Origin of the sequence: Leptolyngbya sp. KIOST-1 (assembly GCF_000763385.1) — a bacterium.
Classification (GTDB): domain Bacteria; phylum Cyanobacteriota; class Cyanobacteriia; order Phormidesmidales; family Phormidesmidaceae; genus Nodosilinea.
On record NZ_JQFA01000004.1, the window covers coordinates 1378143 to 1402240 of the forward strand.

Here is a 24098-nt window from a genome sequence, read left to right on the forward strand (position 1 = left end):
TTGACCAAAACGGCCTTGCGGAATCCGTAATCCTGTGTTGTAGTATGTATACTACAAATTTCTCGATCGCAGGACGGTTCCCGTCATGGCTTCCTTTCAACAGGTTCTTCGCTACTACAGTCGCTACCGCCGGGCGGCAGTCTGGAGCATTGCCGCCAGCAGCTTATTTCAGGTGGTGGATCTGGTGGTGCCCTACAGCATCGGCCAGATTCTCAACGTGCTCTCGCAGCAGCCCATCGACCCCCTGAGCCAGGGCCTGGTCGATCGGGTGGCGGCAGTGGTGCGGTATCCGGCGGGGCCGGGGCTGGCGATCGCTCTCTTTCTGGCAATTATCTTCTTCGCCACCGTCGTCCGTGCCCCCATCCAGCCCTGGCTGGCCGACTGGTTCCACTGGGACATTGCCCTGCGCACCCGGCGCGACCACACCCACTCGGTAATTCGCAAGCTGCTGACCCTACCCCTAGGCTTCTACGACCTGCACAACCCAGGCCGCATCTCAGGACGGGTGGCGCGGGGACTGGCCAACCACACCTGGACCTACCCCGAAATTGCCGGACAGCTGATTCCCAAGCTGGTGCGAATCACGGGCATCTTCGTTCTGATCTGGTGGATTGACTGGCGGATTGCGGTGGTGTTTCTGGTGTCGTTTATCGGCATTCTCAGCTTTAGCCTGAAGGATCTGATTCGCCTGAACAAAAAGGAGCAGGCCCTCGACACCTACATGGAGAACACCGAAAGCCGCACCTCGGAGATCATCACCAACATCAAAACGGTGAAGGCCTTTGCCGCCGAGGGGGATGAGCTGCGGCGGCAGAGCCAGCGGCTGCGGCGCGAGTTTGCCGTGGTAATTCGCGTCATTCACAAGGGCTATGTGATTCTGGGCACCTGGCAGGATTTGATCATCCAGAGCTGCGTGTTTGGCCTGCTGGTGATGACCCTGCTGGCCACCCTGCGGGGTCACATTTCGCTAGGGCACTTTATCACTACCCTGACGGTGTCGAGCATGGCCTACTCGGAGCTGGAGCCGATTAGCAACCTGGGCGAAGTCTTTGCCCGCCGCTACGCCTCGATGCTGCGCTTCCACGAGTTTATGGAAGAGCCCCTGGGCACCGACGCGGTGAACCTGGTGGACGATCCGGCCAGCCTGCCCACCTACCAGTTCACCGGCAAGGTGCACTTCGACCAGGTGAGCTTTGGCTACGACGACGAAAAGCCCGTACTGCAAAACATCGACCTGCTAATCGAGCCCTGCCAGACGGTGGCGCTGGTGGGCCGCTCCGGCTCGGGTAAGTCAACCCTGGTGAAGCTGCTGTTTCGCTATTTTGACCCCCACAGCGGTCGCATTTTGATCGATGGCGAAGACATTCGCCGCCTGGATGTGACAGGCTACCGCAAGCGGCTGGCGATCGTGCACCAGGAGGTGGACGTGTTCAACGGTACCCTGCTCGACAACCTCAAGTACGGCAACCCCACCGCCACCATGGAGCAGGTCAACGAAGCCTGCCGCATCGCTCGGGTGGACGAGTTCATTTACCGTTTGCCCAAGGGATACTACACGGTGGTGGGCGAGCGGGGGGTGCGCCTCTCGGGCGGACAGCGGCAGCGGCTGGGCATTGCCCGCGCCCTGCTGGTCAACCCCGACGTGCTGGTGTTTGACGAGGCCACCTCTAGCCTCGACTACGAGTCGGAGCGATCGATCCAGCTAGCCATGCGATCGATTCTCGGCACCCGCACCACCATCATCATCGCCCACCGCCTCAGCACAGTGCGCGAGGCCGACAAGATTGTGGTGCTGGAGGAGGGCCGCATTGCCGAGGTGGGCAACCACGAACAGCTGCTGGCCCACGGCGGCATCTACCACCGCCTGCACGTGCTGCAAGAAACCGGCGAACTGGTGAGCTAAGCTCAAGCCCCTGGGTGAATCCATCCAGGGGCTTTTCTCAGCAGAGTTGAGGTTCGGCAACGGGTTACTGGAGAAAGGTATCTGAGGAATCGAGATCAAGGTAGCGGGCCGATGCGCGACAGGAGCGATCGCCGACCGCGAACAGCGCTAACGATGGCATCGCCACCCAGACCACCGACGATCGCCGTTGCTACCGCCGATCCCAGTTTGCGTTGACTGTCGGCGGCTAACAGAATGGCGATCGCTAGCCCGACAAATACCAGGCCAAACCCAGCGGTGACCCAGCGGTAGGAGCGCGATTGCATGCCCCTAGGCAGTTCAGGCTTTTCCATAGCTCACGGGTAAACAGGATGGCTCTCCTAACATACCCTCAGGTTGCCGGGGATTGGGCTACCGGCTGCCAGCCTGGGCTAGCGCGGTCGCACCTTTTGCCTGAACCGCTCAATATCCACCACCTTAGGCGCGCTTGCAACGGGGGATAGCTCGGCAAAGCCCAGGTCTGACGCATCCAAAGGAGCCAGCACATACTGCCCCATAAAACTGCACCCGTGGCCGACCAGATGAATCACCTGGGGCGAGGCGGCATCCGATCGCACCCAGCTAACCCCCTGGTGGTTGATTACCAGGTGCTTATCGCGCAGGGTGCGGTCCAGTCCGTGGTCGTCGAAATACTGTAGAATTTTGCGAATCGTCTGAAACGAGAGATGCTGACGCAGACGGCTAATCGCTCGAATTTCGAGAATTTGCTCCCAGGAGTAAAGCACCTCTAATCGAGGCGACTGGCCCGTGCGCTGGGGTATGATAATGCCAGTTTTTTCTAAGTAGGCGAGGCGGCCTGGGCTGCTGCGGGCTAAGACAACGGCATGGCGGCGAGGGAACCAATCCATAGCGGGCGCTCCAACACAAACGCTAGATGTGGGGCCAATACAATCAACTCTACGCTATGGGTAGGGAAATGTCCGGACTGTGGAGAACCTTTTGAGGCTTTTTGCAATCCTTTAAAAACAAAAAAATTGGGGATCGCTCATCCGGTATAGGATGCGGCGACTCTAACGATTCTTGAAGTATTGTTTGCAAAACAGGAAACTTGCGCTAGGGCGCTTGTACTAGCCGCCACTCACTGGAGGAATCAGCACTACCTCGTCGCCATCGTGCAGCGGGGTGTCGTCGGCCACAAACTGGAGGTTGAGGCCCAGACGAGTGCGATCGCGCCAGGGTTCCAACTTGGGGTGCTCGGCCAGGGCGCGATCGCGCACGGCTCCAACGGTAGATGCTTCAGGAAATTGCCACTGCACCTCGGGCTTGCCGTAGGCTTCCTGGTAAATGGCAAAGAGTTTGACGTTAACGGTAATAGCGTTTGACACAGGGGGTGCGATCGCTCCTAATCCCTTAATTTTTTGGCGGCGCAGCAGGGAACTTACTGGGCAGCATCCACCCCAGCCAGTCGAGACACCACCGTCTGAATCGCTGGAGCAAACGCCTGGAGTACCGGCGACAAAATTACCACACTCCCTGCCGTAATGATGATGGTGCGCGCCGTGGTCAAATTATCCCGCTGAAACTGAAAGAAGCGCTCATCCCAACGCTCAACCTCCGACTTCAGCTCCTGTCGGCTTTGTTCTAGTTTGTCGTTCAGCTCTTGGCGGCTCTGCTCCAAGTCGCTTCTCAGCGCAACAATTTGCTCAACAACGTCAGCGAGAGAGGGTTCTCGATCGGGGGTCGTGGTCATAGGCACTCCTGACTATGGTTTAAATTTTAGGCCAATCCCCGGTATGAGGAGAACGCTACCGATTAACATTCCCACGCCGTTTCAGTATTAGTAACATCCCCCTTAGCCCTGCCAGCCTCAGGCGATAGTAAAGCATCTGAGTTTGGCTGAGGCAACCCTATGACCCGCTCTGCATTCCCCTTACTGCGTGCTAATCGTATGGCCCTGGTGACGATCACCTTAGGAGCTGCCCTGGTCGGCGGCTGTGCCGAGGTGCCCGAAATTGTTCTCCGGCAAGAGGCCCTGTCTACCGAGGCCGACATGGCGATGGGCGGAGCTGTGGCTGAAAACCAGGCGATCGCCCCCGATGCAGAATCAGCGGCTCCTGATATGGCGCGGGGTGTTGGAATTATTGAACCAGCCCCCAACGACATCGGGCAGTCAGCGCCTCAGCTCGTCAAACAGGCCAGTCTGGTACTGGTGCTGACGGATATTGACGCTGCCGTAGACCAGGTGCAAACCATTCTCCAGCAGGCCCAGGGGGATCTGCTGAGTCTGCAAGATCAGCGATCGCCTGAAGGGGCTGCCCAGCAGGTGACCCTGACCCTGCGGGTGCCTCAGGCGGAGCTAGACGATGTTGTGAAGTCCCTGCGTTCCCTGGGAACGGTGCAGCAGCAGTCGCTTACCGCCGAGGACGTGTCGAGCCAGCTGGTGGATCTCGATGCCCGACTGAAGAACCTGCGCCAGTCGGAGGCGGCGCTGCTGCAAATCATGGAGCGATCGGGGGAAATTTCCCACGTGCTGGAGGTGGCCCGCGAACTGAGCACCGTGCGCGAGAGCATTGAGCGGATCGCTGCTCAGCAGCAGAATCTCCGGCGGCAGGTGGCCTATTCCCAGATCTTTTTGACGCTGCAGAGCCCGGTGACGCCGGTTACACCGCTGCGACCCGTCGGTGAAACCCTGGCTAACACCTGGGACACCGCCACTCAGTCGGTAAAGGCCTTCACCGTCAGCGGGTTGAAATTGGGGCTGTGGCTGCTGGCCTTTAGCCCCTACTGGGCGCTGCTGGCAGCGGCGGGCTACGGCGGCTATCGTCTGTGGCACAGCCGCCCAGACCAGCCCGTCGCCGCTGAAACCGACAATGGCTAACTTTTCTGTCGCAGAAGGAGTCCGTTGGAGAATAGACACAGGGGGTAGGCATAAATGCCGAATCTGGCGGTATGCTTAACCCGTTCAGGTTCACCCTCCCGCGGGCGGTGCATTGACGATGAAACTTTCTCCTGCTGTGGCGGCGCTGCTGTTTATGCCTGCGGCGGTGGGGCTGATCTACCAGGGGGTGCAGCCCCACCCCTGGCCCCACCGACTGCTGGCGATCGCGCTGCTGCTGGCCATCTTTGAGCAGGCCCATATGGCCCGCGTCGATCTGCGCAACATTGAGACGGTGGGGCAGCGCCTGGGCGATCCGCAGCTCAAGCCTTTTGGTCGGGTGGTCCTGTGGACTGTGATAGGGCAGCTGGTAGGGTTTTATGCCGCTGCCCTGGGCTATCTCGGCTGGGGTATGGCGATCATTTTGCTGAGCGTCATTGGCTTTAACCTGGTGGCGAGCGTGCGGCTGGAGCCGACGGCGGCCCAGCCCATTCAGGCGGCAAACTGGCGATCGCGCCTCGCCGTACTGACCCTCGATGCGGTAGCCCTGGTGCTGGCCGGTCTGTGGATCGCCCAGCGCGTTCAGAACTGGGTCGCGGTGGGGATGTTTGCCATCACTGCGCTCTACGGCACCAGCAAACTGGTGAGCTATGCCAGGGCCCTGGGGCGATCGCCCTCAGCGGTCCATGTCGCCCACGCCGCTCAGGAGCATCCACAGCCCCCCCAGCAAAATTAGTAGCGCCAGCCCGCCCATCACCGCATCCAGTCCGGGGGTTGCTTCCATCAGATGTCTCCCTCTCCTTCAAACAGCGTTTCCAGGGGCAGGGCCTCCAGGCTAAACGACTCCTGCAGATAGCGCGATAGCACCTCTGACTGGCCGTGGGTGACGTACACCGTTTTTGCGCCCGTGTCCTGGACGGTTTGAACCAGCCCGGGCCAGTCAGCGTGGTCTGAGAGCACAAAGCCCCGCTCGTAGCCGCGCCGCCGCCGCGCCCCGCGCACCGCCATCCACCCTGAGGCAAAGGCGGTTTGAGGGTGCTTAAAGCGCTTCATCCAGGTGGAGCGATGGCCCGAGGGCGGCGCCAGAATTAGATCGCCTGTGTAGGTGTGGCTGCGGGGCATGTCTGAGGTGCAAAGCGTCGGCACCATCGGCACCCCCTGCTCGCGGTAGATCTCAGTTAGTACGTGGATGGCACCGTGAACGTAGACGGGGCGATCGGTGAATTTGGTCAGCTCGCTCAGCACCCGCTGGGCCTTGCCGAAGGCGTAGCAAAACAAAATTGACGGTCGCTCCGGGTCGCCCTGCCACCAGTCGTAGATGCGGCGCACCGTCTCAGCGCCGCTGTCCCAGCGGTAGATGGGCAGGCCAAAGGTGGCCTCGGTGATGAACGTGTCGCAGGGCACCACCTCAAAGGGGGTGCAGGAGGGGTCGGCGCAGCGCTTGTAGTCGCCCGACACCACCCACACCTCATCCCGATGCTCGACGCGGATCTGGGCTGAGCCCAGCACGTGCCCCGCCGGGTGAAACGACACCCAGGTATCGCCCAGCTTGACGCGATCGCCGTAGGTCATCCCCCGCAGCTGAATATCGCCCCCCAACCGCCTGCGCAAAATGCCCTCCGACTGGGCCGTGGCAAGGTACTGGGACGAACCAGCCCGGGCGTGGTCGCTGTGGGCATGGGTAATCAACGCCGTTTCCACCGATCGCCAGGGATCGATGTAAAAATCTCCTTTTTCGCAGTACAGCCCCTCGGGACGCACGGTAATCAGCGCCATAAAACTTCGCTAGTCTTTTTTCTCTAACCGAAACAGCACCACCATGAGGGCCACCACCCCCAGCTGCACCGCCAGATTGGGCAAGGCGCTGCCCATGTCGCGCCCGGCCAGCAGCTCGGTGAAAAACACAAACGCCCCGATCGCCCCCGAGGCCCCCACCGCTCCGTAGATAAACTTACGCAGACCTTTGTAGGGCGCCTGGGCTTCGGCCTTGAGACGGGCATATTTTTCGGAACTCATGCCCTCGGGGGGCGTATCTGGCAGTTCGTCCGGTCGGCTGTATTTGGGGGGCATCGGGTACTGGGCACTTGCAAGACGTATTTACTATCCTACAGGGCATCTCCCAGAGCTTCCTCCGACCCACGGCCTACCCCGGAGCCACGGGGGGGCCCACTGTAGCGGATCAACCGGGGCGGTTTGCCTGGCTGGCGAAGGCCCGCTGCAGCTTTTCCACCCGCTGGGCCGCTGTCTCTGGCGGTGGCGCAATCCACAGCGACTCGTAGAAGAAGAACGACATGCCGGCGTAGGCGCGATCGCGCACCGCCGCCATCTGATCAGCAATAAAGTCCATCCGCACCGGGGCAGCCCGCAGCCCGCTGAGAATGCCGATGCTGACCGGAATCCTGCGCCGCGCCGCCTGAATCGAGGGCTTGTTCATTTCCCACATAAAGCGGTTCTGGTCGCTGCGGTAGACCTGCACTACCAGCTCATCGACAATGCCCCGGTTGACCCAGGTGGGCCAGTCTTGCAGGTAGTTGACGTAGGCAAAGGGGTAGGGGTTGGGCGAAATCGACACCACCGCATTGGGCCGCCGCGCCTTCACTAGCTTGTAGACCTCGGCCAGAAAATCCGAGATTTTGTTGGCCCGCCAGGCCACCCACTCGGCGTCCTGCGGATTGCTGGGCGGGGCTTTGCCGCCGTGCTCAGCCCGGTAGAGATTGATGGTGTAGGGGTCGTAGCCAAAGTCCACCGGCAGGCCCAGGTGGTCGTCAAACTGGAAGCCGTCGACCTCGTAGTTGGAGACCAGGTCGTTGATCAGCTCCAGCTGAAACTTCTGCACCTGCGGGTGGAAGGGGTTCATCCAGCGGCGCGGAATTACGTTGCCCTCCATCCAGATGCCGGGGTCGGCCAGGGGCGCGTCGTCGGGCAAAAACTCGTCCACCTGTTTGCGGCGGGCCTGGTGAGTGTCAAACTGGGCCGCCTTGGCCTGTTCCAGAGCCGTCAGAGTGGAGGTCGGGCGATCGCTGCGAGCTGCGGCCTGTTTCTGGGTAAACCAGTCGGGATGGCGGCGGTACAGTTCGTAGTTGGCCGGGGCCATGAAGCCAAACTCAAACCAGGGCACCACCGCCATGCCGCGGGCGTGGCCAAACTCGATCGCCTCCTGCATCATGTCGCGATCGCTCTCGGAGGCTGGCCCAGGGGCGCGCAGGTCGCCCATCAGGTGCTGGCTCACTCCCAGTTCGCGCTTGGCGGTGGGGCTGGGGTAGAGGGTGTGGCCGTAGTTCCACACCACCGGGTAGAGGGTGTTGAAGTTGAGGTCGGCCAGGCGATTCACCGCCGTTTGCAGCGCTTCGGTGGAAAACAGCACCTGGCTGTCAATGTTGGTCAACCACACGCCTCGGGTTTCCCGCAGGGGAGAGGCCACGGCAGCGGTTTGGGCCTGGGTCACCCAGGCGGGGTCAATGGTCTGGCGCAGGGCCGGGTTGTTTGGGGCGGCGCGGCACAGCAGCGCCGCCGCCTCACCCCGCGTCAGCCGCTGGGTGGGGTTAATGCGGTTGGCCTGGGGATAGTTCACCACTACGCCCTGGGTGAGGGCGGCAGCCACCCCTTCGCGGGCGTAGGGGGGCACCTGGCGGCCATCCTCCAGGCTGGCGTTGATCAGCGTGTTGGCGGCAATTTGGTAGCTGCCGCCCAGCTTGGTGGCCAGGGCCATGATGCCCTCGGCCCGCACCAGGGGGCGATCGCGCTGAAAGTAAGCATCGGGGTAGTGGGCCGCCACCGTGGGGGCGGTAGTCACCCCCAGCGCCCGCTCCAGGGGGTTGGCCCACCCCTGGGCTGGCCCCACGGGCGAGAGCAAGTTCAGCAGGGTAATGTAGTCGCCCCAGAGAATCGGCTCATCGGGGTAAAACAGCCCCCTGGCGTCGGGGGCGAGCAGGCGCTGTTCCACTAGCTCGGTGATGCAAGCCTTCGCCCAGTGGTTTTGAATGTCTGACGGTATAACGACAGGAACAGAGGGCCGAGGAATATTGGGTCGAGGATCTACCTGATCACCTAATCCTTGCTTAGGGCCAGAGGCCAGAGCCATCTCAGCCGGAACCATTGCCGCCCCAGGCAGCAGAGGCAGAAGCCCTGAGCTACCCAAAACCAGAATCAGCGCCGCGCTAAAACTCAGCAGCGATCGCCGCCATCCCTTGACCCGTCTCTTGGCCATCCACCTCATACCCTTCAACCTCCGCTCCGTTTAGCCTGGTAGCCCTTGGCCACCAGGAGTTCGACTAGTTTTTGGGCGTGGTCGCCCTGAATTTCAATGGTGTCTTCCCTGGCGGTGCCGCCCGTGCCGCACTGGGCCTTGAGCTGCTTGGCCAGAGCCGTCAGGGTGGCCGGGCTGTGCTGAAAGCCGGTAATCACCGTCACGGTTTTGCCGCCGCGCCCCTTGCGGCTCACCTGCACCCGCACCGTCTGCTGGTTGGGAGGGCGATCGGGCACCGCCCGCGCCATCGGGTCGGCGGGGCCAAACTCACGGTAAACGTGGCGGTCCCCAGCCCCCGCACTGCCCTTAGCACTCGACTTACCCTTTGCCATAGCTGATCGATTCAGGTCACTGACGTTGCGATAACGGAATTTTTAGTATCGAATACTTTTCATTGTTATAGAGAAAGGCTCCGGAAGGATAGCTCGAATCTCTGGCTGTAGCAACCGGCAAACCTACAGCGCCGGCTCTGGCCTGCCCCTGTACTGGACTCAATCAAACACCGCTTGGCCAAAAGCTCTACATAACAAGCTATCGGCGGCTAATGGAGCATACCCCTTAGCCTCGGGAGATTAGGCGATAGGCCCGTGGCGATAGGCCCGTCCAGCGTTTAAAGGCGCGGGTAAAGTTAGCGGCATCGGTGTAGCCCAGTTCGGCGGCAATGTGGGTGAGCTTTAGCGTAGGGTCTTGCAAATACTGGACCGCCAGCTTAAACCGCACCTGCTCCACGACCGCGCCGTAGTTTAAGCCCGAGGCAGCCAGCCTTCGCTGCAAACTACGGATACTGAGCCCAGCGGCTTCAGCGGCCAGGGCAATATCTGGGTAGCCCTGGGGCAACAGCGCTGCGATAAACTGCCGCAGCGACTCGACCAGATCTGAGGCCGGGGCTGAGGTGTAGAGCTGATTGTCGTTGGGGCTGGGCAGGTTGGCAGTCTGGTGATGGAAGGCGAGGGGCACATTCAGCAGTGCTTTTGGGATTTTTATGCTGTTGTAGAGGGCGTCATATTGCACGTGGACGCCCTCAAGATCGGTGAGCATGGCTATGGCTTGGTTAGGTTTGATGGCAATCTGCACGGCAGGCGGTTTCCACTGGTGGCCGAGGGCCATCCGGATCATGCTGAGGTGGGTCATGAGGCTGAAATAGTGGGACTGGGGAGCGTCGTTCTTGGCGATCGCGTAGAGATGGCTTTGCAACCAAACCGCATCGCTTTGCCAGGTGAGTCTTACTCGCTCCCCCGAGTTCAGCAGGTTGATGGTGCGCTCCAGGGTCAGCAGCAGATCGTAGAGCGTCAGGGAGCGGCTGAGCAGCAGGCCGTAGTCCCCCAGGTTGTGGGCCTGGGTGCGCTGGCCCACAATCAGTCCCAGGGTGTCGATGCCTTCAGCTCTGGCAATCTGCTCGATCAGGGCCGAGGCCTGGACGATGGGCAGCAATCCCTCGGGATGGTTCAGCAGGGCTGGAGACAGGGGCGATCGCTCCATCCACTTCACCGTAGGCACACCCACCTGGTCTAAAAAGTTAGTGAACCTGAGCAATAACGAGGTTCTAATCAGAGGGATAGCGGCCATATAAAAATTTGTCAAAAATCTCTTGCGGAGAACTTAAAATGCCGTAACAGAGTTCTTTCTGGATGGATCTGACTAGTCCAGCAAGGCAGAAGGACAGACCCAAAGGTTTGTCTCCCTGGGCTTATGTTTCGCCTGAAAAATCCTATTTTTGTCTTGGATAAGGCCAGCCTAAATACGAAGTTTTTTATCCAGCAGGCAAGGAATATGTAGCCAGAAAAACAAACCCAGGATGCACCCTCGGGCCTATAGAAGGTCCTCGCAGTAAGACATTGAGGCAGGCCTAACCCAAAACCAGCGCTGGATAGAGCCTTACAATTGAGACCCTGTATTCATGCTTGCGATACTTCGAAAAATAACATTTATTTTGGTTTTTTGGCGCAGGATGACAAGAATCTAAAAAACTAAATCGGTACTATTAATAATGATAAGGATAGAGCCTATTCAGCGCGCCTAAAGCGGCCGGGCTGGATAAGCAGTATGGCTTTGATGTCAGCGTTTTGGGGCTTTTAGTAGTAATGGACCTGAAAGAGCTGTTGAGCAGTTTTGCCCAAATCACGGTGTTTGCCGTGATGCTATCGATGGGCATGGTACTGGGGTTTGGGGGTGTGACGCGGCTGTGGCGGCAGCCGGGGCTGCTGCTGCGGTGTGTTTTGGCGGCCTTTGCGATCGTGCCCCTGGCGGCCATGGTGGTAACCTGGGCCATCCCTCTAAGTTTTGAGGCGCGGGCGGGGATTGCGGCTATGGCGATGATTCCCGGCGCGCCGGTCACCTACCGCAAGCTGCTCAAGGGGCCTGCGGATGCGGAACTGGCGGGCAGCTTTCAGGCCACCATGGCGCTGTTGTCAGTGGTGCTGGTGCCCCTGTGGTTTGGGGTGATTTCAGCGCTGTATCCCAATGCGGCAGCGGCTCCTCTGGCTACGGTGTTTAAGCAGGTGATGCTGGTTCAGGGAGCGCCGCTGCTGGCGGGGGCGGCCCTGGCCCAGTGGCTGCCGGATCTAACCGCCGATTTTGAGGAGCCCCTCAACCGCATCAGCAGCGCGATGCTGGTGGGGGTGGTGCTGCTGGTGCTGGCCATGGGCCTGCCCCTGGTGCTGAAGGCTGGGCCGCTGACGGTGCTGGCGGTGGTGCTGATGGCGGCAGCGGCGCTAGTCAGCGGGCACTACCTGGGCGGAGGCGACCCCATTGCCCGCCTGACCCTGGCCCAGGCCAACGCCAGCCGCAATGCGGGGCTGGGCCTGGCGCTAATTACCCTCAACTTTCCCTCGGTGGCCCACGCGGTGCTGGTGACGATCGCCGCCTACGCCGTCATGTCGGCGATCGCCAGCAAAATCTACGCCCACCTCTGCCAAAAGCGGCTGAACCTGCCCACACCGCCCCAGGACACCGCTCAGGGGTTTAATGCTCCTGGCCTCTGAGGATTGGGGCGTTCTATTGTCGGTCGTTCCCAAGGGTCTTCTACAGGGTTGAACCCTGCACTTTAGGTTGTGAGAAGGAAAGGATGAGTTCTATGTCTGTTTGGCACGTTTTTTCAGGTTTGGTGGTCTCGGCAGCGACGGTTGGGGCGATCGCCCCGGCGGCTTTTTCTCAGATCACTGTGGCACCAGCACCATCGGTGCTCGCCCAGGCCAGCACCGATGGCCAGCCCACCGACACCAGCGACCTGGCCATTGACAGCCTCACCGACGACCAGGTGGCCCAGCTAGAGGCCATCTTCGATACCTATCAGCCCCAGATCGATGCCGCCACCGCCCGCTACCTGGCCAGCCTGGAGGCAATCAATGCTCTGCTGGTGCCCAGCACTGACGAGCTGGCCCTGACCAACGCCCACAATGATGTCGTGGCCGCAGACCAGGCCCTCAATGAGCTGATCTTTCAGCGCAACCTGGCCCTGCGATCGGTGCTAACGCTGGATCAGCGGCAGGTGATTAATGACTACGTGCGCGCCTACCTGGGCCGCGCCGCGCCCCCTCCGGTAGCAGTGACCTTCCCCGATACCCTGGTGGGGCTAGATGCGGATGCGGCGATCGCCAATCTCCAGGCCGACGGCTGGGGCGTGGCCTTTACCACCCCCTCCCAGGTGGGGCTCAATCGCGGCAGCGAAAAGCTGGATGTGTACATCAACCGCAGCGGCGAGATCAGCGGCGCTCAGCTGTTTTAGGGGCGCAGTTACCACCATGAACCGCACCCTCAATCTGGTGGGTCTGGGGGTGGCGGCGGCGATCGCGCTGCTGCCCGCCCAGGCCAGGGCCGACGTGCCCGATGTTGTGGACAATGAACCGGCACTGACGAGCGGGGAACCGCTGGGGGAGGGGGAGAGGGGGGCGATCGCCCCAGATTCCTCCCAAGTTCCCAACACCAGCGCTGACGACACTCCAGTCAGTGCCCAGGCCGATGCGCCCTGGTTGTCGTCCACCAGCAGCAGCGATCTGCAACCCATCGCCTCCCCCTTAGCCAGCCAGGACGTTCCCCAAGCCTCCCCAGCCCAGCCCCTCGACATGGCTCAGACCCCGGCGACACCCGCCCCGGCGGAGCGGTGGCATTTTGTATTTACGCCCTACGTCTACGTGCCCCTTTTTGTCTCAGGCTCCGCCAACTTTAAAGGCACAGAAGACTTCCGAAATAACTTTGCCAACTCCAGTGGTTCCGGCAATCTTACCGATCCGTCCCGCGATTTTGAATTCGTTCCCAGCGACATTCGGGCAATTCTGCAAAGCAGATTCAACTTTGCTTTCCTAGGAGCCCTAGAAGCCTGGACGCCCAACTACACCTTTGGAATTCTGGGCAATGTGGACTACGTTTCCCTAACTAACCGGGAAACCCTGACCCGCGATGTGCGCCGCCCTGGCCTGGCCAACTTTATCCCCAGCGAGCTAAACACCGCCCTCAATACCCAACTGTGGAATATTGATCTGGCCGCCAGCTATCGCTTTTATGACAGGGCGCGGGCTAACCCCGAAGGGCTGCACACCGAGCACGACCTGGGGCCGTTTGTGTTTGACGTGCTGGGTGGCCTGAGTATAGTCAGCCTCAACAACCAGCTGGGCCTGAGCACTAACTTGGGCGGGGAGGGCCAGTTCAGCAGCAACCGCACCCTGATCTCGCCACTGATCGGCGGTCGCTTTCGGTGGAATGCCAACCCCAAATTGGCCGTCCTCCTATCGGGCACAGTCTCCGGGTTTGGCCTCAGCGGCATCACCCAGTACGGCTTCCGAGGCGGTGTCGATTGGATGTTCTCTGGCAACACCACCCTGGGGGCGGGGTATCGCTTTGGCTTCCTCAACTACAGCTCTAGCCAGCTCGATCTGGACGTCAACCAGAACGGCCCCTACCTGAATGTTGGCCTTCGCTTTTAATCATTTCGTAAAAATGTCAGACGCTAACAGGTTTAGAGTCGATGAAATCGTCACGCCACCTCAAGACAATTGAGACGGCAATGCCTTCCGCAAATACCCCAAACCCAAAACGAGAAAGAATGCCATGGCTACCCTAGACAACCAACAAGCTACCCCCGGTTACAACCACAAAATTCCCGACAAAATCATGACGCCGGATACGGTGTCAACTCGCATCGGGGACTTAAAATTTTTCGACGGCATGCCCACGCCAGACACCGTGCAAAAGGTCTACGACAACCTCGACCTAATTCGAGGAACGGAGGCTTTTCTAAACGGCATCCCAGCCACGTCAATCGAAGGACTTCGCCTGGGCATGGCCGAATTAGGGGTTGATACCTTCAACAAGGCTATGATTCTTGACCAGTTGCTGGACTCTGCTCCTCTCTTTCTGACCGGCAACACCGACACGGTTTACTGCTCGGTTGAATGGCACTGACATAAGAGAGCAGAAAAGGCTTCAAGCGCTTGATCTGTAAAGATCGAAGCGTCGAAGCCCAAAACCATGCCTCTATGATGCCGAATCGTGCGGAAGTCCTCAAGGAGAAATACCAAAACAGTATCGGTCTACCCTTTGCCGAGGTGCTACCGGAAGCCGAGATTCAGTCTGTACTGGACGAGCAGGGAATCCGGTATCGCCAAGTGCTCTACACCCCGATGGTGGTGCTCTGGAGTTGGATCTCCCAAGTCCTCGATGTCGATAGCAGCCTTAGCCATGCGGTCAAGCGGGTAGTGAGTTGGATGAGCCTAGCGGGATTGGCGGTACCGTCAGCCGATACCGGGGGCTACAGCAAAGCGCGAAAACGGCTTCCGGAATCGATTTTCCCACCCCTACTGCGGCAAGTGGCGCAGGCGTTGCAACGGAAAGTATCCCCGGAACAACAGTGGTGTGGTCGTCCGGTCAAGGCCTTTGATGCCACGACGGTGTTGATGAGTGATACCGAGGCTAATCAAGCAGCCTATCCCCAACACAGCAATCAGAAGGTGGGTTGTGGCTTTCCGCTCTTGAAGCTTCAGGTGTGGTTTTGCGTGACCACGGGAGCCGTGCTGGAGGTAGCGATGGCCCCCTTTCGAGTCAGTGAATGGCGCTTAGCCCGCCAACTTTATCAGACGCTGTGCCCCGAGGATGTGGTGGTGGCCGATTCGGCCTAGGCACTGACATAAGAGAGCAGAAAAGGCTTCAAGCGCTTGATCTGTAAAGATCGAAGCGTCGAAGCCCAAAACCATGCCTCTATGATGCCGAATCGTGCGGAAGTCCTCAAGGAGAAATACCAAAACAGTATCGGTCTACCCTTTGCCGAGGTGCTACCGGAAGCCGAGATTCAGTCTGTACTGGACGAGCAGGGAATCCGGTATCGCCAAGTGCTCTACACCCCGATGGTGGTGCTCTGGAGTTGGATCTCCCAAGTCCTCGATGTCGATAGCAGCCTTAGCCATGCGGTCAAGCGGGTAGTGAGTTGGATGAGCCTAGCGGGATTGGCGGTACCGTCAGCCGATACCGGGGGCTACAGCAAAGCGCGAAAACGGCTTCCGGAATCGATTTTCCCACCCCTACTGCGGCAAGTGGCGCAGGCGTTGCAACGGAAAGTATCCCCGGAACAACAGTGGTGTGGTCGTCCGGTCAAGGCCTTTGATGCCACGACGGTGTTGATGAGTGATACCGAGGCTAATCAAGCAGCCTATCCCCAACACAGCAATCAGAAGGTGGGTTGTGGCTTTCCGCTCTTGAAGCTTCAGGTGTGGTTTTGCGTGACCACGGGAGCCGTGCTGGAGGTAGCGATGGCCCCCTTTCGAGTCAGTGAATGGCGCTTAGCCCGCCAACTTTATCAGACGCTGTGCCCCGAGGATGTGGTGGTGGCCGATTCGGCCTATGGCACCTATGTGGATCTAGCCTGGGTCGCCCTGACAGGAGCCGATGCCGTCTTTCGCAAGCATCATCAGCGTCGTTGTGATTTCAGGCGGGGCAAAAAATTAGGCATTGGCGACCACATCGTCCGGTGGCAGCGCCCTAAGCAATGCCCTAACGCCCTCTCGGTTGAGGAGTTTGAAGCCTTACCCGAGTCGATTGTGGTGCGCGAAGTCTTTCTCTCCATTCAGACGCCTGGATTTCGACCGACCAACATCGTGGTGGTGACCACCCTGCTGGACCCCAAGCGGTATCGCAAAGCCAAATTGGCCGAACTCTATCACCTCCGCTGGCAGGCCACCGAAGTCAATCTCAGGCATCTCAAAACCACCTTAGCCATGGAGATGATTGCCGCTAAAACGCCCGCCATGGTGACCAAAAGTGTTTGGGTTCATCTGTTGACCTACAATCTGCTGCGGACGTTGATGTGGGATGCGACAGCTGACTCCGAGGTCGATGCTTTACGAGTCTCCCTTCAGGGCACACGGCAACAATTCAATCACTTCCGACCCGAGTTCCTCCATCTCGCTCCTTCCCATCAACAGCGAGGCTACCAGACCTTGTTAAGCGCCGTGCAAGCGCTGATTGTTCCGTTTCGCCCAAACCGTTCAGAACCCCGAGTCGTCAAACGTCGTCCCAAACCGTTCCCAAGAATGCAGGAACCCCGCTCAGTTCTGAAAGCTAAGCTGGTAGCTTGATAGGGCTTACATCAGTGCCATTCAATTTCAGCCAGGTTTGCATCCTCACGATTGCTCAAAATCACAATCAAGATATGGTCGTAGGGGTAGATTTACTTTTAAGCCAGAAATGCTCGAAAAATGGTTATACAATGTTAGCTAGATCAGGTCATGTTCTCAGTGCTACGCCCCCTCTGAGGGGCTTCGCGGAAAGGCTACACAGTACGCCAGGGTTTTGGCAAAAACCGGGCAACGGCCCTCCCCCCAGGGTTTCTACCGTTTTTGAAGACGCTGCCGCTCTCGCCTCAGGGTGGCGTCATATTTTTAACCCAGCTTCTCCATGCTTTCCACGAGCAACCTCTCCGCCGCTCAAGCGGAGACCTACTACACCCACGAGGACTATTACTCGGCAGAAGAAGCGGCTCATCCGACAAAGTGGGTGGGGAAAGGGGCTGCGTCGTTGGGGTTGGCTGGGATTGTCAATCAGCAGGAATTCAGCCAGATGCTTTCTGGGCAGACCCGAGTCGTCAAACGTCGTCCCAAACCGTTCCCAAGAATGCAGGAACCCCGCTCAGTTCTGAAAGCTAAGCTGGTAGCTTGATAGGGCTTACATCAGTGCCATTCACTGCTCGGTTTTCTTTGACCTGGAAAAGAACGGCCCCACCGTGGTTGAGGTGCCTCCCAAATGCGGCCCCGGCACCGTCAACGACGCCTTCTTTCGCTTTGTCACCGATATGGGCATCCCTGGTCCCGATCGCGGACAGGGCGGCAAGTATTTGATTTTGCCCCCCCACGACATGGTTAACCTCACCCCGCCCGTAGGCGGTATGGAGGCCGAGGTGAATGGTGAGACTTATTTTGTCTCGCGCTCAACCAGCTACGTCAACTGGCTAATTTTGCGGGGCTTTTTGGTCGATGGCAAGACCGATGCAGCGGTTAATAACTTTAAGTCGGGGCTCAAAGTCTATCCGCTCTCCCAGAAAGACAATCCGCCCGCTATGGAGTTTATTAACGGTTCTAAAAAGAGCTTTAACACCATCCACGCCAATACCTATCCCTTTTACGAAGAGCTGCATACGGTGATCGAGCGGGAGCCAGTGTCAATGCTCGACCCAGAACTGCGGGGGTTGTTTGCTGCCATTGGCATTGAAAAAGGCAAGCCTTTTGCCCCTGATGAGCGGATGAAACAGATCTTGACGGAGGCAGTGGCGATCGGCAACGCGACAGCACGGGCGATTGTGTTTCGACCTCGGTTGGGAGGTTCGTTCTACTATTCCAATAGTGCCTGGGCTACGGCTTTTGTGGGTGGTAGCTATGAGTGGCTCAAGGACGAGGGTCGGGGTGGCCGCAACCTGGATGCCCGCACCCTTTTCTTCTACGGGGCAACGGTTAATACCCCAGCGATGGTGCTGAAGATGGTGGGCAAAGGGTCGCAATATGCCTACGCTGCGACCGACGCCAAGGGCGATTATCTAGATGGCAGTAAGACTTACAAACTGAACATTCCGGCTAACGTACCTGCCGCAGACTTTTGGTCAGTGGTGGCCTATGACCCCCAAACCCGCTCTGAGCTACAGACCAGTCAGCCCTTTCCCAGCAAGAACAACAAGCGTGACTCGCTGACCCAGAACCCGGATGGGTCGGTAGACCTCTACTTTGGTCCTGAAGCTCCATCTGGGCACGAGTCGAACTGGATTGAGACGATTTCAGGTAAGGGCTGGTGGGTCTTGTTGAGGCTTTACGGTCCCCTCGATCCTTGGTTCGATAAGACCTGGCGTCCTGGAGAGTTTGAGCTGCTGTAGTCAGGAGGACACCGGGTGGGCGATCGCATCCGGGATCGGCTGTCCCGGTAGTCATTAGCGTTAAACCCAATGCGCCTCTTGCCTCAACGAGAGGCCCGCTACCGCAAGTGGTGCGTTAGGCCCCAAAGGCCAGGCTGAGATGCTCTACCAAGATTGTGTAGTTTTTAGAGTTTCAAACTAATGTCTCAAAACAATCCAGTCCAGCGGCAAATTCTGCCTATCCCCGATCAAAACCATATTGGCGTCACCACCTACGATGCCAAAGACCCCGACACCAAATACCCCCCCATTCGCGACCTGCGGCCACCAGCGGATGCACCCAACGTTCTAGTTGTGCTGCTGGACGATGTGGGCTTTGGTGCTTCCAGCGCCTTCGGCGGTCCCTGCCATACGCCCACGTTCGAGAAGCTGGCTGCTGAAGGGCTGAAGTACACCCGCTTTCACACCACCGCCCTGTGTGCGCCCACCCGGCAGGCACTGTTGACGGGCCGCAACCACCACTCTGTGGGCATGGGCAACATCACCGAAACCGCTACGGCTGCCCCCGGGCAATGTTCTGTACGGCCCAATAATAAAGCCCCCCTGGCCCTGACTCTGAAGCTAAATGGCTACTCCACCGCCATGCTGGGCAAGTGTCACGAGGTGCCCGTGTGGCAAACCAGCCCGATGGGGCCATTTGATGCCTGGCCCACAGGGGGCGGCGGTTTTGAATACTTCTACGGCTTTATCGGCGGCGAGAACAACCAGTGGGACCCGGCCCTGTACGAAGGCACCATCCCCATCGAGCCGCCCGCCACGTTTGAGGAAGGTTACCACCTGACGGAAGATCTGGCGGAAAAGGCGATCGCCTGGATCAGCCAGCAAAAAGCCTTAATGCCCGATAAGCCCTTTTTTATGTACTTCGCCCCTGGGGCCACCCACGCGCCGCACCATGTACCCAAAGAATGGATTGAGAAGTACAAAGGCCAGTTTGGCCACGGCTGGGATCGCCAGAGGGAAATTACCTTTGCCCGTCAAAAAGAATTAGGGGTAATTGGTGCCGATGCGGAACTCACCCCCCGCCATGCCGAAATTCCGGCCTGGGATGATATGGACCCAGCTTACAAGCCAGTGCTGGAGCGACAGATGGAAGTCTACGCAGGCTTTCTAGAGCACACCGACTACGCCGTCGGTCAGGTGATCGCGGCACTGGAAGACCTGGAAATTCTGGATGACACCCTGATCTACGTGATCATCGGCGACAATGGCGCATCCGCTGAGGGCACTATCCACGGAGCCTTCAACGAAATGGCCAACTTCAACGGCATGGCCAGTTTGGAGACCCCCGAGTTTATGCAGTCCAAACTGGAGGAGTTTGGCGGGCCAGATTCCTACAACCACTACGCCGTGGGCTGGGCCTGGGCGATGGATACCCCCTACCAGTGGACCAAGCAGGTGGCCTCCCACTGGGGCGGCACCCGCAACGGCACCATCGTCCGCTATCCCAAGGCGATCGCAGAAAAAGGCGGTCTGCGCCACCAGTTCAGCCATGTGATCGATGTGGCTCCCACGGTGCTGGAAGTGGCTGGCATTCCAGAACCCACGATGGTCAATGGCGTGCTGCAAAGCCCCTACGAAGGCACCAGCATGGCCTACAGCTTTAACGATGCCAACGCCCCCGAACGGCACGAAATTCAGTACTTCGAGATGTTTGGCAACCGGGGCATCTACTACAAGGTCTGGAGCGCCATCACCAAGCACCGCACCCCCTGGGTGATGGTGGGGCAGAAAATGCTGCCCTTTGACGACGACGTATGGGAACTGTACGACGGCAGCAAAGACTGGACGCAGTTCCACAACCTAGCGGCGGAAATGCCGGAAAAACTTCACGAACTGCAACGCCTGTTTTTAATCGAAGCCGTGAAGTACAACGTGCTGCCCCTGGACGATCGCCAGACCGAGCGCATTGACCCTGCCACTGCCGGTCGCCCCTCCCTGGTCAAAGGCAACTCGCAGATCTTCTTTGCGGGCATGGGTCGCCTGTCAGAAAACAGCGTCATCAATATCAAGAACAAGTCCTTCTCGATTACGGCAGAAATTGAGGTTAAGGACAAACCCGCCGCCGGGGTGATCATTGCCCAGGGCGGTAAGTTTGGGGGCTGGAGCGTTTACGCCAGGGAAGGCAAGCTCAAGTTCACCTATAACGTCCTGGGTATCCATGAATACCCGGTAGAAGCAACGGAAACTATTCCCCAGGGCAAGCACCAGGTACGCATGGAGTTTGCCTACGATGGCGGCGGGTTGGCCAAGGGGGGCAATGTCACCCTGTACTATGATGGCCAATCCGTCGGCAGCGGCCGGGTCGAGGCCACCCAGCCCATGATTTTTTCGGCGGATGAAACCACCGACATTGGCTACGAGTCGGGGACGCCCGTCACCCCCGACTACACCGCCCACAGCAGTAAGTTCACCGGCAAAATTCACTGGGTGCAGCTGGATGTAGGCATAGACAACCACGACCACCTGATTTCGCCCGACGAACGGCTGCGGGTGGCGATGGCGCGGCAGTAGAGCCTTTCTTCAAGACTTCCGAGTTTTTTAAGAACTCGGAGATTTCGTAAAACCCTGCAATCTGCCCATTCTAGCCTTTGACAAAATTAGAAACTACATCCTATGCAAATCAACGATCTGACCGAAGTTCGCAACCTCGCCAAGGAAGCCTACATCTACGGCTATCCCATGGTGGATAGCTACCGCATCCAGCACGCCTACTTTGTCGATCCCCAAAGCCCCGAATACAAAGCCCCCTGGAATCAGCTGCGCAACATCGCTCGGGTGTTTACGCCCGAGGATAAAGCCGTCCAGACACCCAACTCCGACACGCCCTACTCCATGGCCGGGCTCGATTTGCGGGCAGAACCGATGGTACTCACCGTGCCGGAGATGGCGGCGGATCGCTATTTCAGCATTCAGCTGGTGGATTTGTACACCTTCAACTTTGAGTACATCGGCAGCCGCACTACGGGCAATGGCGGCGGCGTTTTTATGATCGCTGGCCCTGGGTGGCAAGGCGAAACCCCCAGCGGCGTTAGCCACGTGATTCGCTCAGAGACCAAGCTTGTGCTGGCCATCTATCGCACCCAACTGCTTAACCCTGGCGATCTCGACCGGGTGAAACAGATTCAGGCCAGCTACCAGATCCAGCCGCTGTCGGCCTTTTTAGGCCAACCGGCCCCAGCCAGCGCCCCGCCGGTCGAGTTTGTGCCGCCCCTCACGCCCGATGCCCAGAAGACCTCCCTGGAGTTTTTCGGCATCTTGAATTTTCTGCTGCAATTTTGCCCCCCGGTGCCATCGGAGGTGGATCTACGCTCCAAATTCGCTCAAATCGGAGTGGAGGCGGGACCGGGCTTTGCGACGGATAACCTTTCCCCCGAGGTCAAGGAGGCCATGACCCAGGGCATGGCTGATGCCTGGGCTGAATTTAGCGCGCTGAAAAAGCAAGTGGACGCTGGGGAAGTGACCTCCGGCGATCTGTTTGGCACCCGCGACTATTTGCAGAACAACTACCTCTACCGGATGGCGGCGGCGGTGCTGGGCATCTTTGGCAACTCCAAGCAGGAGGCCATGTACCCCTTCTACACCGTGGACGCCGAGGGCCAGCCCCTGAGCGGAGCCAACCGCTACACCCTGCACTTTGCTGCCGATCAACTGCCGCCGGTGCATGCCTTTTGGTCACTGACGATGTATGAACTGCCCGCCAGTTTGCTGGTGGCAAATCCGCTCCACCGCTACCTGCTGAACTCGCCCATGCTGCCCCAGTTCACTCGCGATGCCGACGGTGGGCTGACCTTCTACATTCAGCCTGAGTCCCCCGGTGCGGCACTAGAGGCCAACTGGCTCCCGGCTCCGGCTGGCCCTTTCTTCTGCGCCATGCGGCTGTACTGGCCCAAACCCGAAGCCCTGGAAGGCACCTGGACAGCTCCTGCTATGGAGCGAGTCTAGATCCCAGGGTTCTGCTTCCAGCCCAACAGCTTGAGGGCACACCCAGGTAGAACCCTGGGATCTTTGCTACTAAAAGGATCTTCCTCTATGGTTCAACTCCTCCCCAAGGCCACGGGCCCCCGACAGACCCTGGTAATGGCCCTCGGCACCGCTGTCAGTGTGGCGATCACCCTGGGCATTGTCACCCAGTTGCCCCTGGCCCAGGCCACCGTGGTCACCGCCCTGGGCCTCTCTAGCCTGATTGTGGCCTGTGCCTACATCTCGCGCCCGGTCTACTGGTGGATGGCCGTAGGGGCGATCGCTGGCATGATTATCGGCGTGGGGGGCATTATGACTGGGCATATGGCCGCCGAGAAAGAGACCATGAGCCCCCAGCTGCGGCTGGTGTTCGCGGCCTTTCAAGCGACGGCAGGCTTCATTGCCGGGGTGCTGGTGGGCCGCAAAACCCCCCAGGCCCACCTTCCCAGCCTCAAAGAATTTCTCTCTAGCTTGAGCGCTATCACCGTTGGTCTCTATGCCCTGGTGGTCACCGGACGGTTCCTGTGGGAGGGGTTGGATCCGGCCCGCACCCTGTCCAGCCGCCTGAGTGTATCGACCACGATTTTGATCACGGTACTGGCAATTCCAGGGGCGATCGGCTATCTGTTGAGCCAGCACTGGAAAGCCATCAATACTCGACAGTCTCGCTAGCTGAATAACCAGTCCTGCCACCTAATATCTAGAGCCTGGCACCCTCAGAAACGACATTTATACGAAATCCTGACTGGCTACAGATTGGCTGAGGGCAAACCACCGTTTGCCCCTACAGGTTGGCCTGCTGGATATCAGGGGCGTGGAATTTGGATTCGGTATTAATCACACCTCCAACAGTTGAAACGCCTGTCCTCACAATCCACTAAACCCGTCAATGCGCTAAATTTCGCTACACATCCACGCCGTCGTTCATTTAGCTAAGGCTACTAACCGCCAACCCTCGCTACACTACAGATAAACAAATCCCTCTATCCATGCAACTGCACCTCAAGGTCTGGCGACAGCCCAGCGCCGCTGCCCCAGGCCAGTTCCACCGCTACACCGTGACCGATGCCCACCCCGATATGTCGTTCCTAGAGCTGCTCGACGTACTCAACGAGCAGCTAATCCACAGTGGGGCCGACCCGGTAGAGTTTGACCACGACTGCCGTGAGGGTATCTGTGGCTCCTGCGGCGTCATGATTAACGGTAAAGCCCACGGTGGACGGCCCCAGACGGCGACGTGCCAGTTGTATCTGCGCCACTTCAACGACGGCGACGAAATCACCATCGAACCCTGGCGGGCTAAGGGCTTCCCGGTGATCAAAGACCTGGTGGTCGATCGCGCCGCGTTCGATCGCATCATCATGGCGGGCGGCTACATCTCGGTCAAAACCGGATCGGCCCCGGAAGCTAACGCCACTCCGGTGCCCAAGCTCAAGGCCGATGCCGCCTTCGACTACGCTGCCTGCATCGGCTGCGGGGCCTGTGTGGCGGCCTGCCCCAACGCCTCGGCCTCCCTGTTTACCGCCGCCAAGGTGGCCCACCTGGCCCTGCTGCCCCAGGGACACCCCGAACGGCAGCGGCGGGTGCTGGCCATGGGAGACCAGATGACGGCGGAAGGCTTTGGCGACTGCTCCAACCACGGCGAATGCCAGGCGGTGTGCCCCAAGGGGATCTCCATCGATGCGATCGCCACCCTGCGCCGCGAGTACATCCGAGCGACCCTCGGTACCTAGCATTGCCTGGGGGGTGTCAG

The 24098-nt window shown here is 59.2% G+C and carries 23 protein-coding genes and 1 pseudogene; 15 read left to right on the forward strand and 9 right to left on the reverse strand.

Annotated elements, in window-relative coordinates:
* Positions 1-85: 85 nt before the first annotated feature.
* Positions 86-1903 carry an ABC transporter ATP-binding protein gene (locus NF78_RS23205; RefSeq protein WP_035992040.1) on the forward strand — a complete coding sequence of 606 codons (1818 nt, stop codon included), beginning with the start codon at positions 86-88 and terminating at the stop codon, positions 1901-1903.
* 95 nt (positions 1904-1998) lie between these two features.
* Here NF78_RS23205 and NF78_RS23210 read toward each other — a convergent pair whose 3' ends face one another.
* The 4 genes from NF78_RS23210 to NF78_RS23225 form a co-directional block, all read right to left on the reverse strand.
* Positions 1999-2235: a hypothetical protein gene (locus NF78_RS23210; protein ID WP_156119932.1), complete on the reverse strand. Its 237-nt coding sequence runs from the start codon at positions 2233-2235 to the stop codon at positions 1999-2001.
* Positions 2236-2313: 78 nt separating this feature from the next.
* Positions 2314-2790: a hypothetical protein gene (locus tag NF78_RS23215; protein WP_052050865.1), complete on the reverse strand. Its 477-nt coding sequence runs from the start codon at positions 2788-2790 to the stop codon at positions 2314-2316.
* Positions 2791-3009: 219 nt separating this feature from the next.
* Entirely contained in the window at positions 3010-3267 is a 258-nt protein-coding gene (locus NF78_RS23220; RefSeq protein ID WP_035992046.1) for a MoaD/ThiS family protein, read from the reverse strand.
* A gap of 53 nt (positions 3268-3320) precedes the next feature.
* Entirely contained in the window at positions 3321-3632 is a 312-nt protein-coding gene (locus NF78_RS23225; RefSeq protein WP_052050866.1) for a hypothetical protein, read from the reverse strand.
* Positions 3633-3791: 159 nt separating this feature from the next.
* Between NF78_RS23225 and NF78_RS23230 the strand changes: the two genes are divergently transcribed.
* Together NF78_RS23230 and NF78_RS23235 are read left to right on the forward strand one after the other, a co-directional pair.
* A complete protein-coding gene (locus NF78_RS23230; protein WP_035992049.1) occupies positions 3792-4760 on the forward strand; it encodes a DUF4349 domain-containing protein in 969 nt (322 codons plus the stop codon).
* A gap of 118 nt (positions 4761-4878) precedes the next feature.
* Positions 4879-5493 (forward strand): hypothetical protein, encoded by a 615-nt coding sequence (locus tag NF78_RS23235; protein WP_156119933.1) that lies wholly within the window; start codon positions 4879-4881, stop codon positions 5491-5493.
* 47 nt (positions 5494-5540) lie between these two features.
* Here the strand turns inward: NF78_RS23235 and NF78_RS23240 are convergent, their stop codons facing one another.
* The 5 genes from NF78_RS23240 to NF78_RS23260 form a co-directional block, all read right to left on the reverse strand.
* Positions 5541-6533: a ligase-associated DNA damage response exonuclease gene (locus NF78_RS23240; protein ID WP_035992054.1), complete on the reverse strand. Its 993-nt coding sequence runs from the start codon at positions 6531-6533 to the stop codon at positions 5541-5543.
* Positions 6534-6542: 9 nt separating this feature from the next.
* A complete protein-coding gene (locus tag NF78_RS23245; RefSeq protein ID WP_035992057.1) occupies positions 6543-6827 on the reverse strand; it encodes a DUF3493 domain-containing protein in 285 nt (94 codons plus the stop codon).
* Between the two features lie 109 nt (positions 6828-6936).
* On the reverse strand, positions 6937-8964 hold the full coding sequence (locus NF78_RS23250; protein ID WP_072016229.1) for a glycoside hydrolase family 10 protein: 2028 nt from the start codon (positions 8962-8964) through the stop codon (positions 6937-6939).
* A 14-nt stretch (positions 8965-8978) separates the two neighbouring features.
* Positions 8979-9335: a translation initiation factor gene (locus tag NF78_RS23255; RefSeq protein ID WP_035992061.1), complete on the reverse strand. Its 357-nt coding sequence runs from the start codon at positions 9333-9335 to the stop codon at positions 8979-8981.
* Between the two features lie 226 nt (positions 9336-9561).
* Positions 9562-10536 carry a helix-turn-helix domain-containing protein gene (locus NF78_RS23260; RefSeq protein ID WP_197064946.1) on the reverse strand — a complete coding sequence of 325 codons (975 nt, stop codon included), beginning with the start codon at positions 10534-10536 and terminating at the stop codon, positions 9562-9564.
* A gap of 548 nt (positions 10537-11084) precedes the next feature.
* Here NF78_RS23260 and NF78_RS23265 point away from each other — a divergent pair.
* The 12 genes and pseudogenes from NF78_RS23265 (at position 11085) to NF78_RS23320 (ending at position 24078) form a co-directional block, all read left to right on the forward strand.
* Entirely contained in the window at positions 11085-11984 is a 900-nt protein-coding gene (locus NF78_RS23265) for a hypothetical protein (RefSeq protein ID WP_035992066.1), read from the forward strand.
* Positions 11985-12076: 92 nt separating this feature from the next.
* Entirely contained in the window at positions 12077-12727 is a 651-nt protein-coding gene (locus tag NF78_RS23270; protein ID WP_156119934.1) for a Spy/CpxP family protein refolding chaperone, read from the forward strand.
* 16 nt (positions 12728-12743) lie between these two features.
* On the forward strand, positions 12744-13922 hold the full coding sequence (locus NF78_RS23275; RefSeq protein WP_035992073.1) for a hypothetical protein: 1179 nt from the start codon (positions 12744-12746) through the stop codon (positions 13920-13922).
* 124 nt (positions 13923-14046) lie between these two features.
* Positions 14047-14400 (forward strand): hypothetical protein, encoded by a 354-nt coding sequence (locus NF78_RS23280; RefSeq protein WP_035992076.1) that lies wholly within the window; start codon positions 14047-14049, stop codon positions 14398-14400.
* A gap of 74 nt (positions 14401-14474) precedes the next feature.
* Positions 14475-15113: a hypothetical protein gene (locus NF78_RS30540; RefSeq protein WP_052050870.1), complete on the forward strand. Its 639-nt coding sequence runs from the start codon at positions 14475-14477 to the stop codon at positions 15111-15113.
* A gap of 81 nt (positions 15114-15194) precedes the next feature.
* Positions 15195-16565, forward strand: coding sequence for an IS4 family transposase (locus NF78_RS23290; RefSeq protein WP_081972866.1), 1371 nt, complete (start codon positions 15195-15197; stop codon positions 16563-16565).
* Positions 16566-16884: 319 nt separating this feature from the next.
* Positions 16885-17055: pseudogene (locus NF78_RS23295) on the forward strand (relaxase domain-containing protein); the annotation flags it as partial.
* Positions 17056-17164: 109 nt separating this feature from the next.
* Positions 17165-18346, forward strand: coding sequence for a DUF1254 domain-containing protein (locus tag NF78_RS23300; protein ID WP_263970710.1), 1182 nt, complete (start codon positions 17165-17167; stop codon positions 18344-18346).
* A 180-nt stretch (positions 18347-18526) separates the two neighbouring features.
* The gene (locus NF78_RS23305) at positions 18527-20896 is read left to right on the forward strand and encodes an arylsulfatase (RefSeq protein WP_035992081.1); all 2370 of its coding nucleotides are present in this window, start codon (positions 18527-18529) and stop codon (positions 20894-20896) included.
* Positions 20897-20998: 102 nt separating this feature from the next.
* Positions 20999-22327, forward strand: a complete 1329-nt coding sequence (locus tag NF78_RS23310) for a DUF1254 domain-containing protein (protein ID WP_052050871.1) — start codon at positions 20999-21001, stop codon at positions 22325-22327.
* A gap of 87 nt (positions 22328-22414) precedes the next feature.
* Positions 22415-23017: a hypothetical protein gene (locus NF78_RS23315; protein WP_052050872.1), complete on the forward strand. Its 603-nt coding sequence runs from the start codon at positions 22415-22417 to the stop codon at positions 23015-23017.
* Between the two features lie 317 nt (positions 23018-23334).
* Positions 23335-24078: a succinate dehydrogenase/fumarate reductase iron-sulfur subunit gene (locus NF78_RS23320; protein WP_035992085.1), complete on the forward strand. Its 744-nt coding sequence runs from the start codon at positions 23335-23337 to the stop codon at positions 24076-24078.
* Positions 24079-24098: the final 20 nt, after the last annotated feature.

What these genes read in the sequence shown, in the direction of transcription:
- NF78_RS23210 (WP_156119932.1), bottom strand. Translation starts at nt 2,235, where the DNA reads ATGGAAAAGCCTGAACTGCCTAGGGGCATGCAATCGCGCTCCTACCGC.
- NF78_RS23235 (WP_156119933.1), top strand. Translation starts at nt 4,879, where the DNA reads ATGAAACTTTCTCCTGCTGTGGCGGCGCTGCTGTTTATGCCTGCGGCG.
- NF78_RS23315 (WP_052050872.1), top strand. Translation starts at nt 22,415, where the DNA reads ATGGTTCAACTCCTCCCCAAGGCCACGGGCCCCCGACAGACCCTGGTA.
- NF78_RS30540 (WP_052050870.1), top strand. Translation starts at nt 14,475, where the DNA reads ATGATGCCGAATCGTGCGGAAGTCCTCAAGGAGAAATACCAAAACAGT.
- NF78_RS23225 (WP_052050866.1), bottom strand. Translation starts at nt 3,632, where the DNA reads ATGACCACGACCCCCGATCGAGAACCCTCTCTCGCTGACGTTGTTGAG.
- NF78_RS23305 (WP_035992081.1), top strand. Translation starts at nt 18,527, where the DNA reads ATGTCTCAAAACAATCCAGTCCAGCGGCAAATTCTGCCTATCCCCGAT.
- NF78_RS23250 (WP_072016229.1), bottom strand. Translation starts at nt 8,964, where the DNA reads ATGGCCAAGAGACGGGTCAAGGGATGGCGGCGATCGCTGCTGAGTTTT.
- NF78_RS23280 (WP_035992076.1), top strand. Translation starts at nt 14,047, where the DNA reads ATGGCTACCCTAGACAACCAACAAGCTACCCCCGGTTACAACCACAAA.
- NF78_RS23270 (WP_156119934.1), top strand. Translation starts at nt 12,077, where the DNA reads ATGTCTGTTTGGCACGTTTTTTCAGGTTTGGTGGTCTCGGCAGCGACG.
- NF78_RS23290 (WP_081972866.1), top strand. Translation starts at nt 15,195, where the DNA reads ATGATGCCGAATCGTGCGGAAGTCCTCAAGGAGAAATACCAAAACAGT.
- NF78_RS23320 (WP_035992085.1), top strand. Translation starts at nt 23,335, where the DNA reads ATGCAACTGCACCTCAAGGTCTGGCGACAGCCCAGCGCCGCTGCCCCA.
- NF78_RS23240 (WP_035992054.1), bottom strand. Translation starts at nt 6,533, where the DNA reads ATGGCGCTGATTACCGTGCGTCCCGAGGGGCTGTACTGCGAAAAAGGA.
- NF78_RS23310 (WP_052050871.1), top strand. Translation starts at nt 20,999, where the DNA reads ATGCAAATCAACGATCTGACCGAAGTTCGCAACCTCGCCAAGGAAGCC.
- NF78_RS23230 (WP_035992049.1), top strand. Translation starts at nt 3,792, where the DNA reads ATGACCCGCTCTGCATTCCCCTTACTGCGTGCTAATCGTATGGCCCTG.
- NF78_RS23275 (WP_035992073.1), top strand. Translation starts at nt 12,744, where the DNA reads ATGAACCGCACCCTCAATCTGGTGGGTCTGGGGGTGGCGGCGGCGATC.
- NF78_RS23255 (WP_035992061.1), bottom strand. Translation starts at nt 9,335, where the DNA reads ATGGCAAAGGGTAAGTCGAGTGCTAAGGGCAGTGCGGGGGCTGGGGAC.
- NF78_RS23245 (WP_035992057.1), bottom strand. Translation starts at nt 6,827, where the DNA reads ATGCCCCCCAAATACAGCCGACCGGACGAACTGCCAGATACGCCCCCC.
- NF78_RS23265 (WP_035992066.1), top strand. Translation starts at nt 11,085, where the DNA reads ATGGACCTGAAAGAGCTGTTGAGCAGTTTTGCCCAAATCACGGTGTTT.
- NF78_RS23215 (WP_052050865.1), bottom strand. Translation starts at nt 2,790, where the DNA reads ATGGATTGGTTCCCTCGCCGCCATGCCGTTGTCTTAGCCCGCAGCAGC.
- NF78_RS23205 (WP_035992040.1), top strand. Translation starts at nt 86, where the DNA reads ATGGCTTCCTTTCAACAGGTTCTTCGCTACTACAGTCGCTACCGCCGG.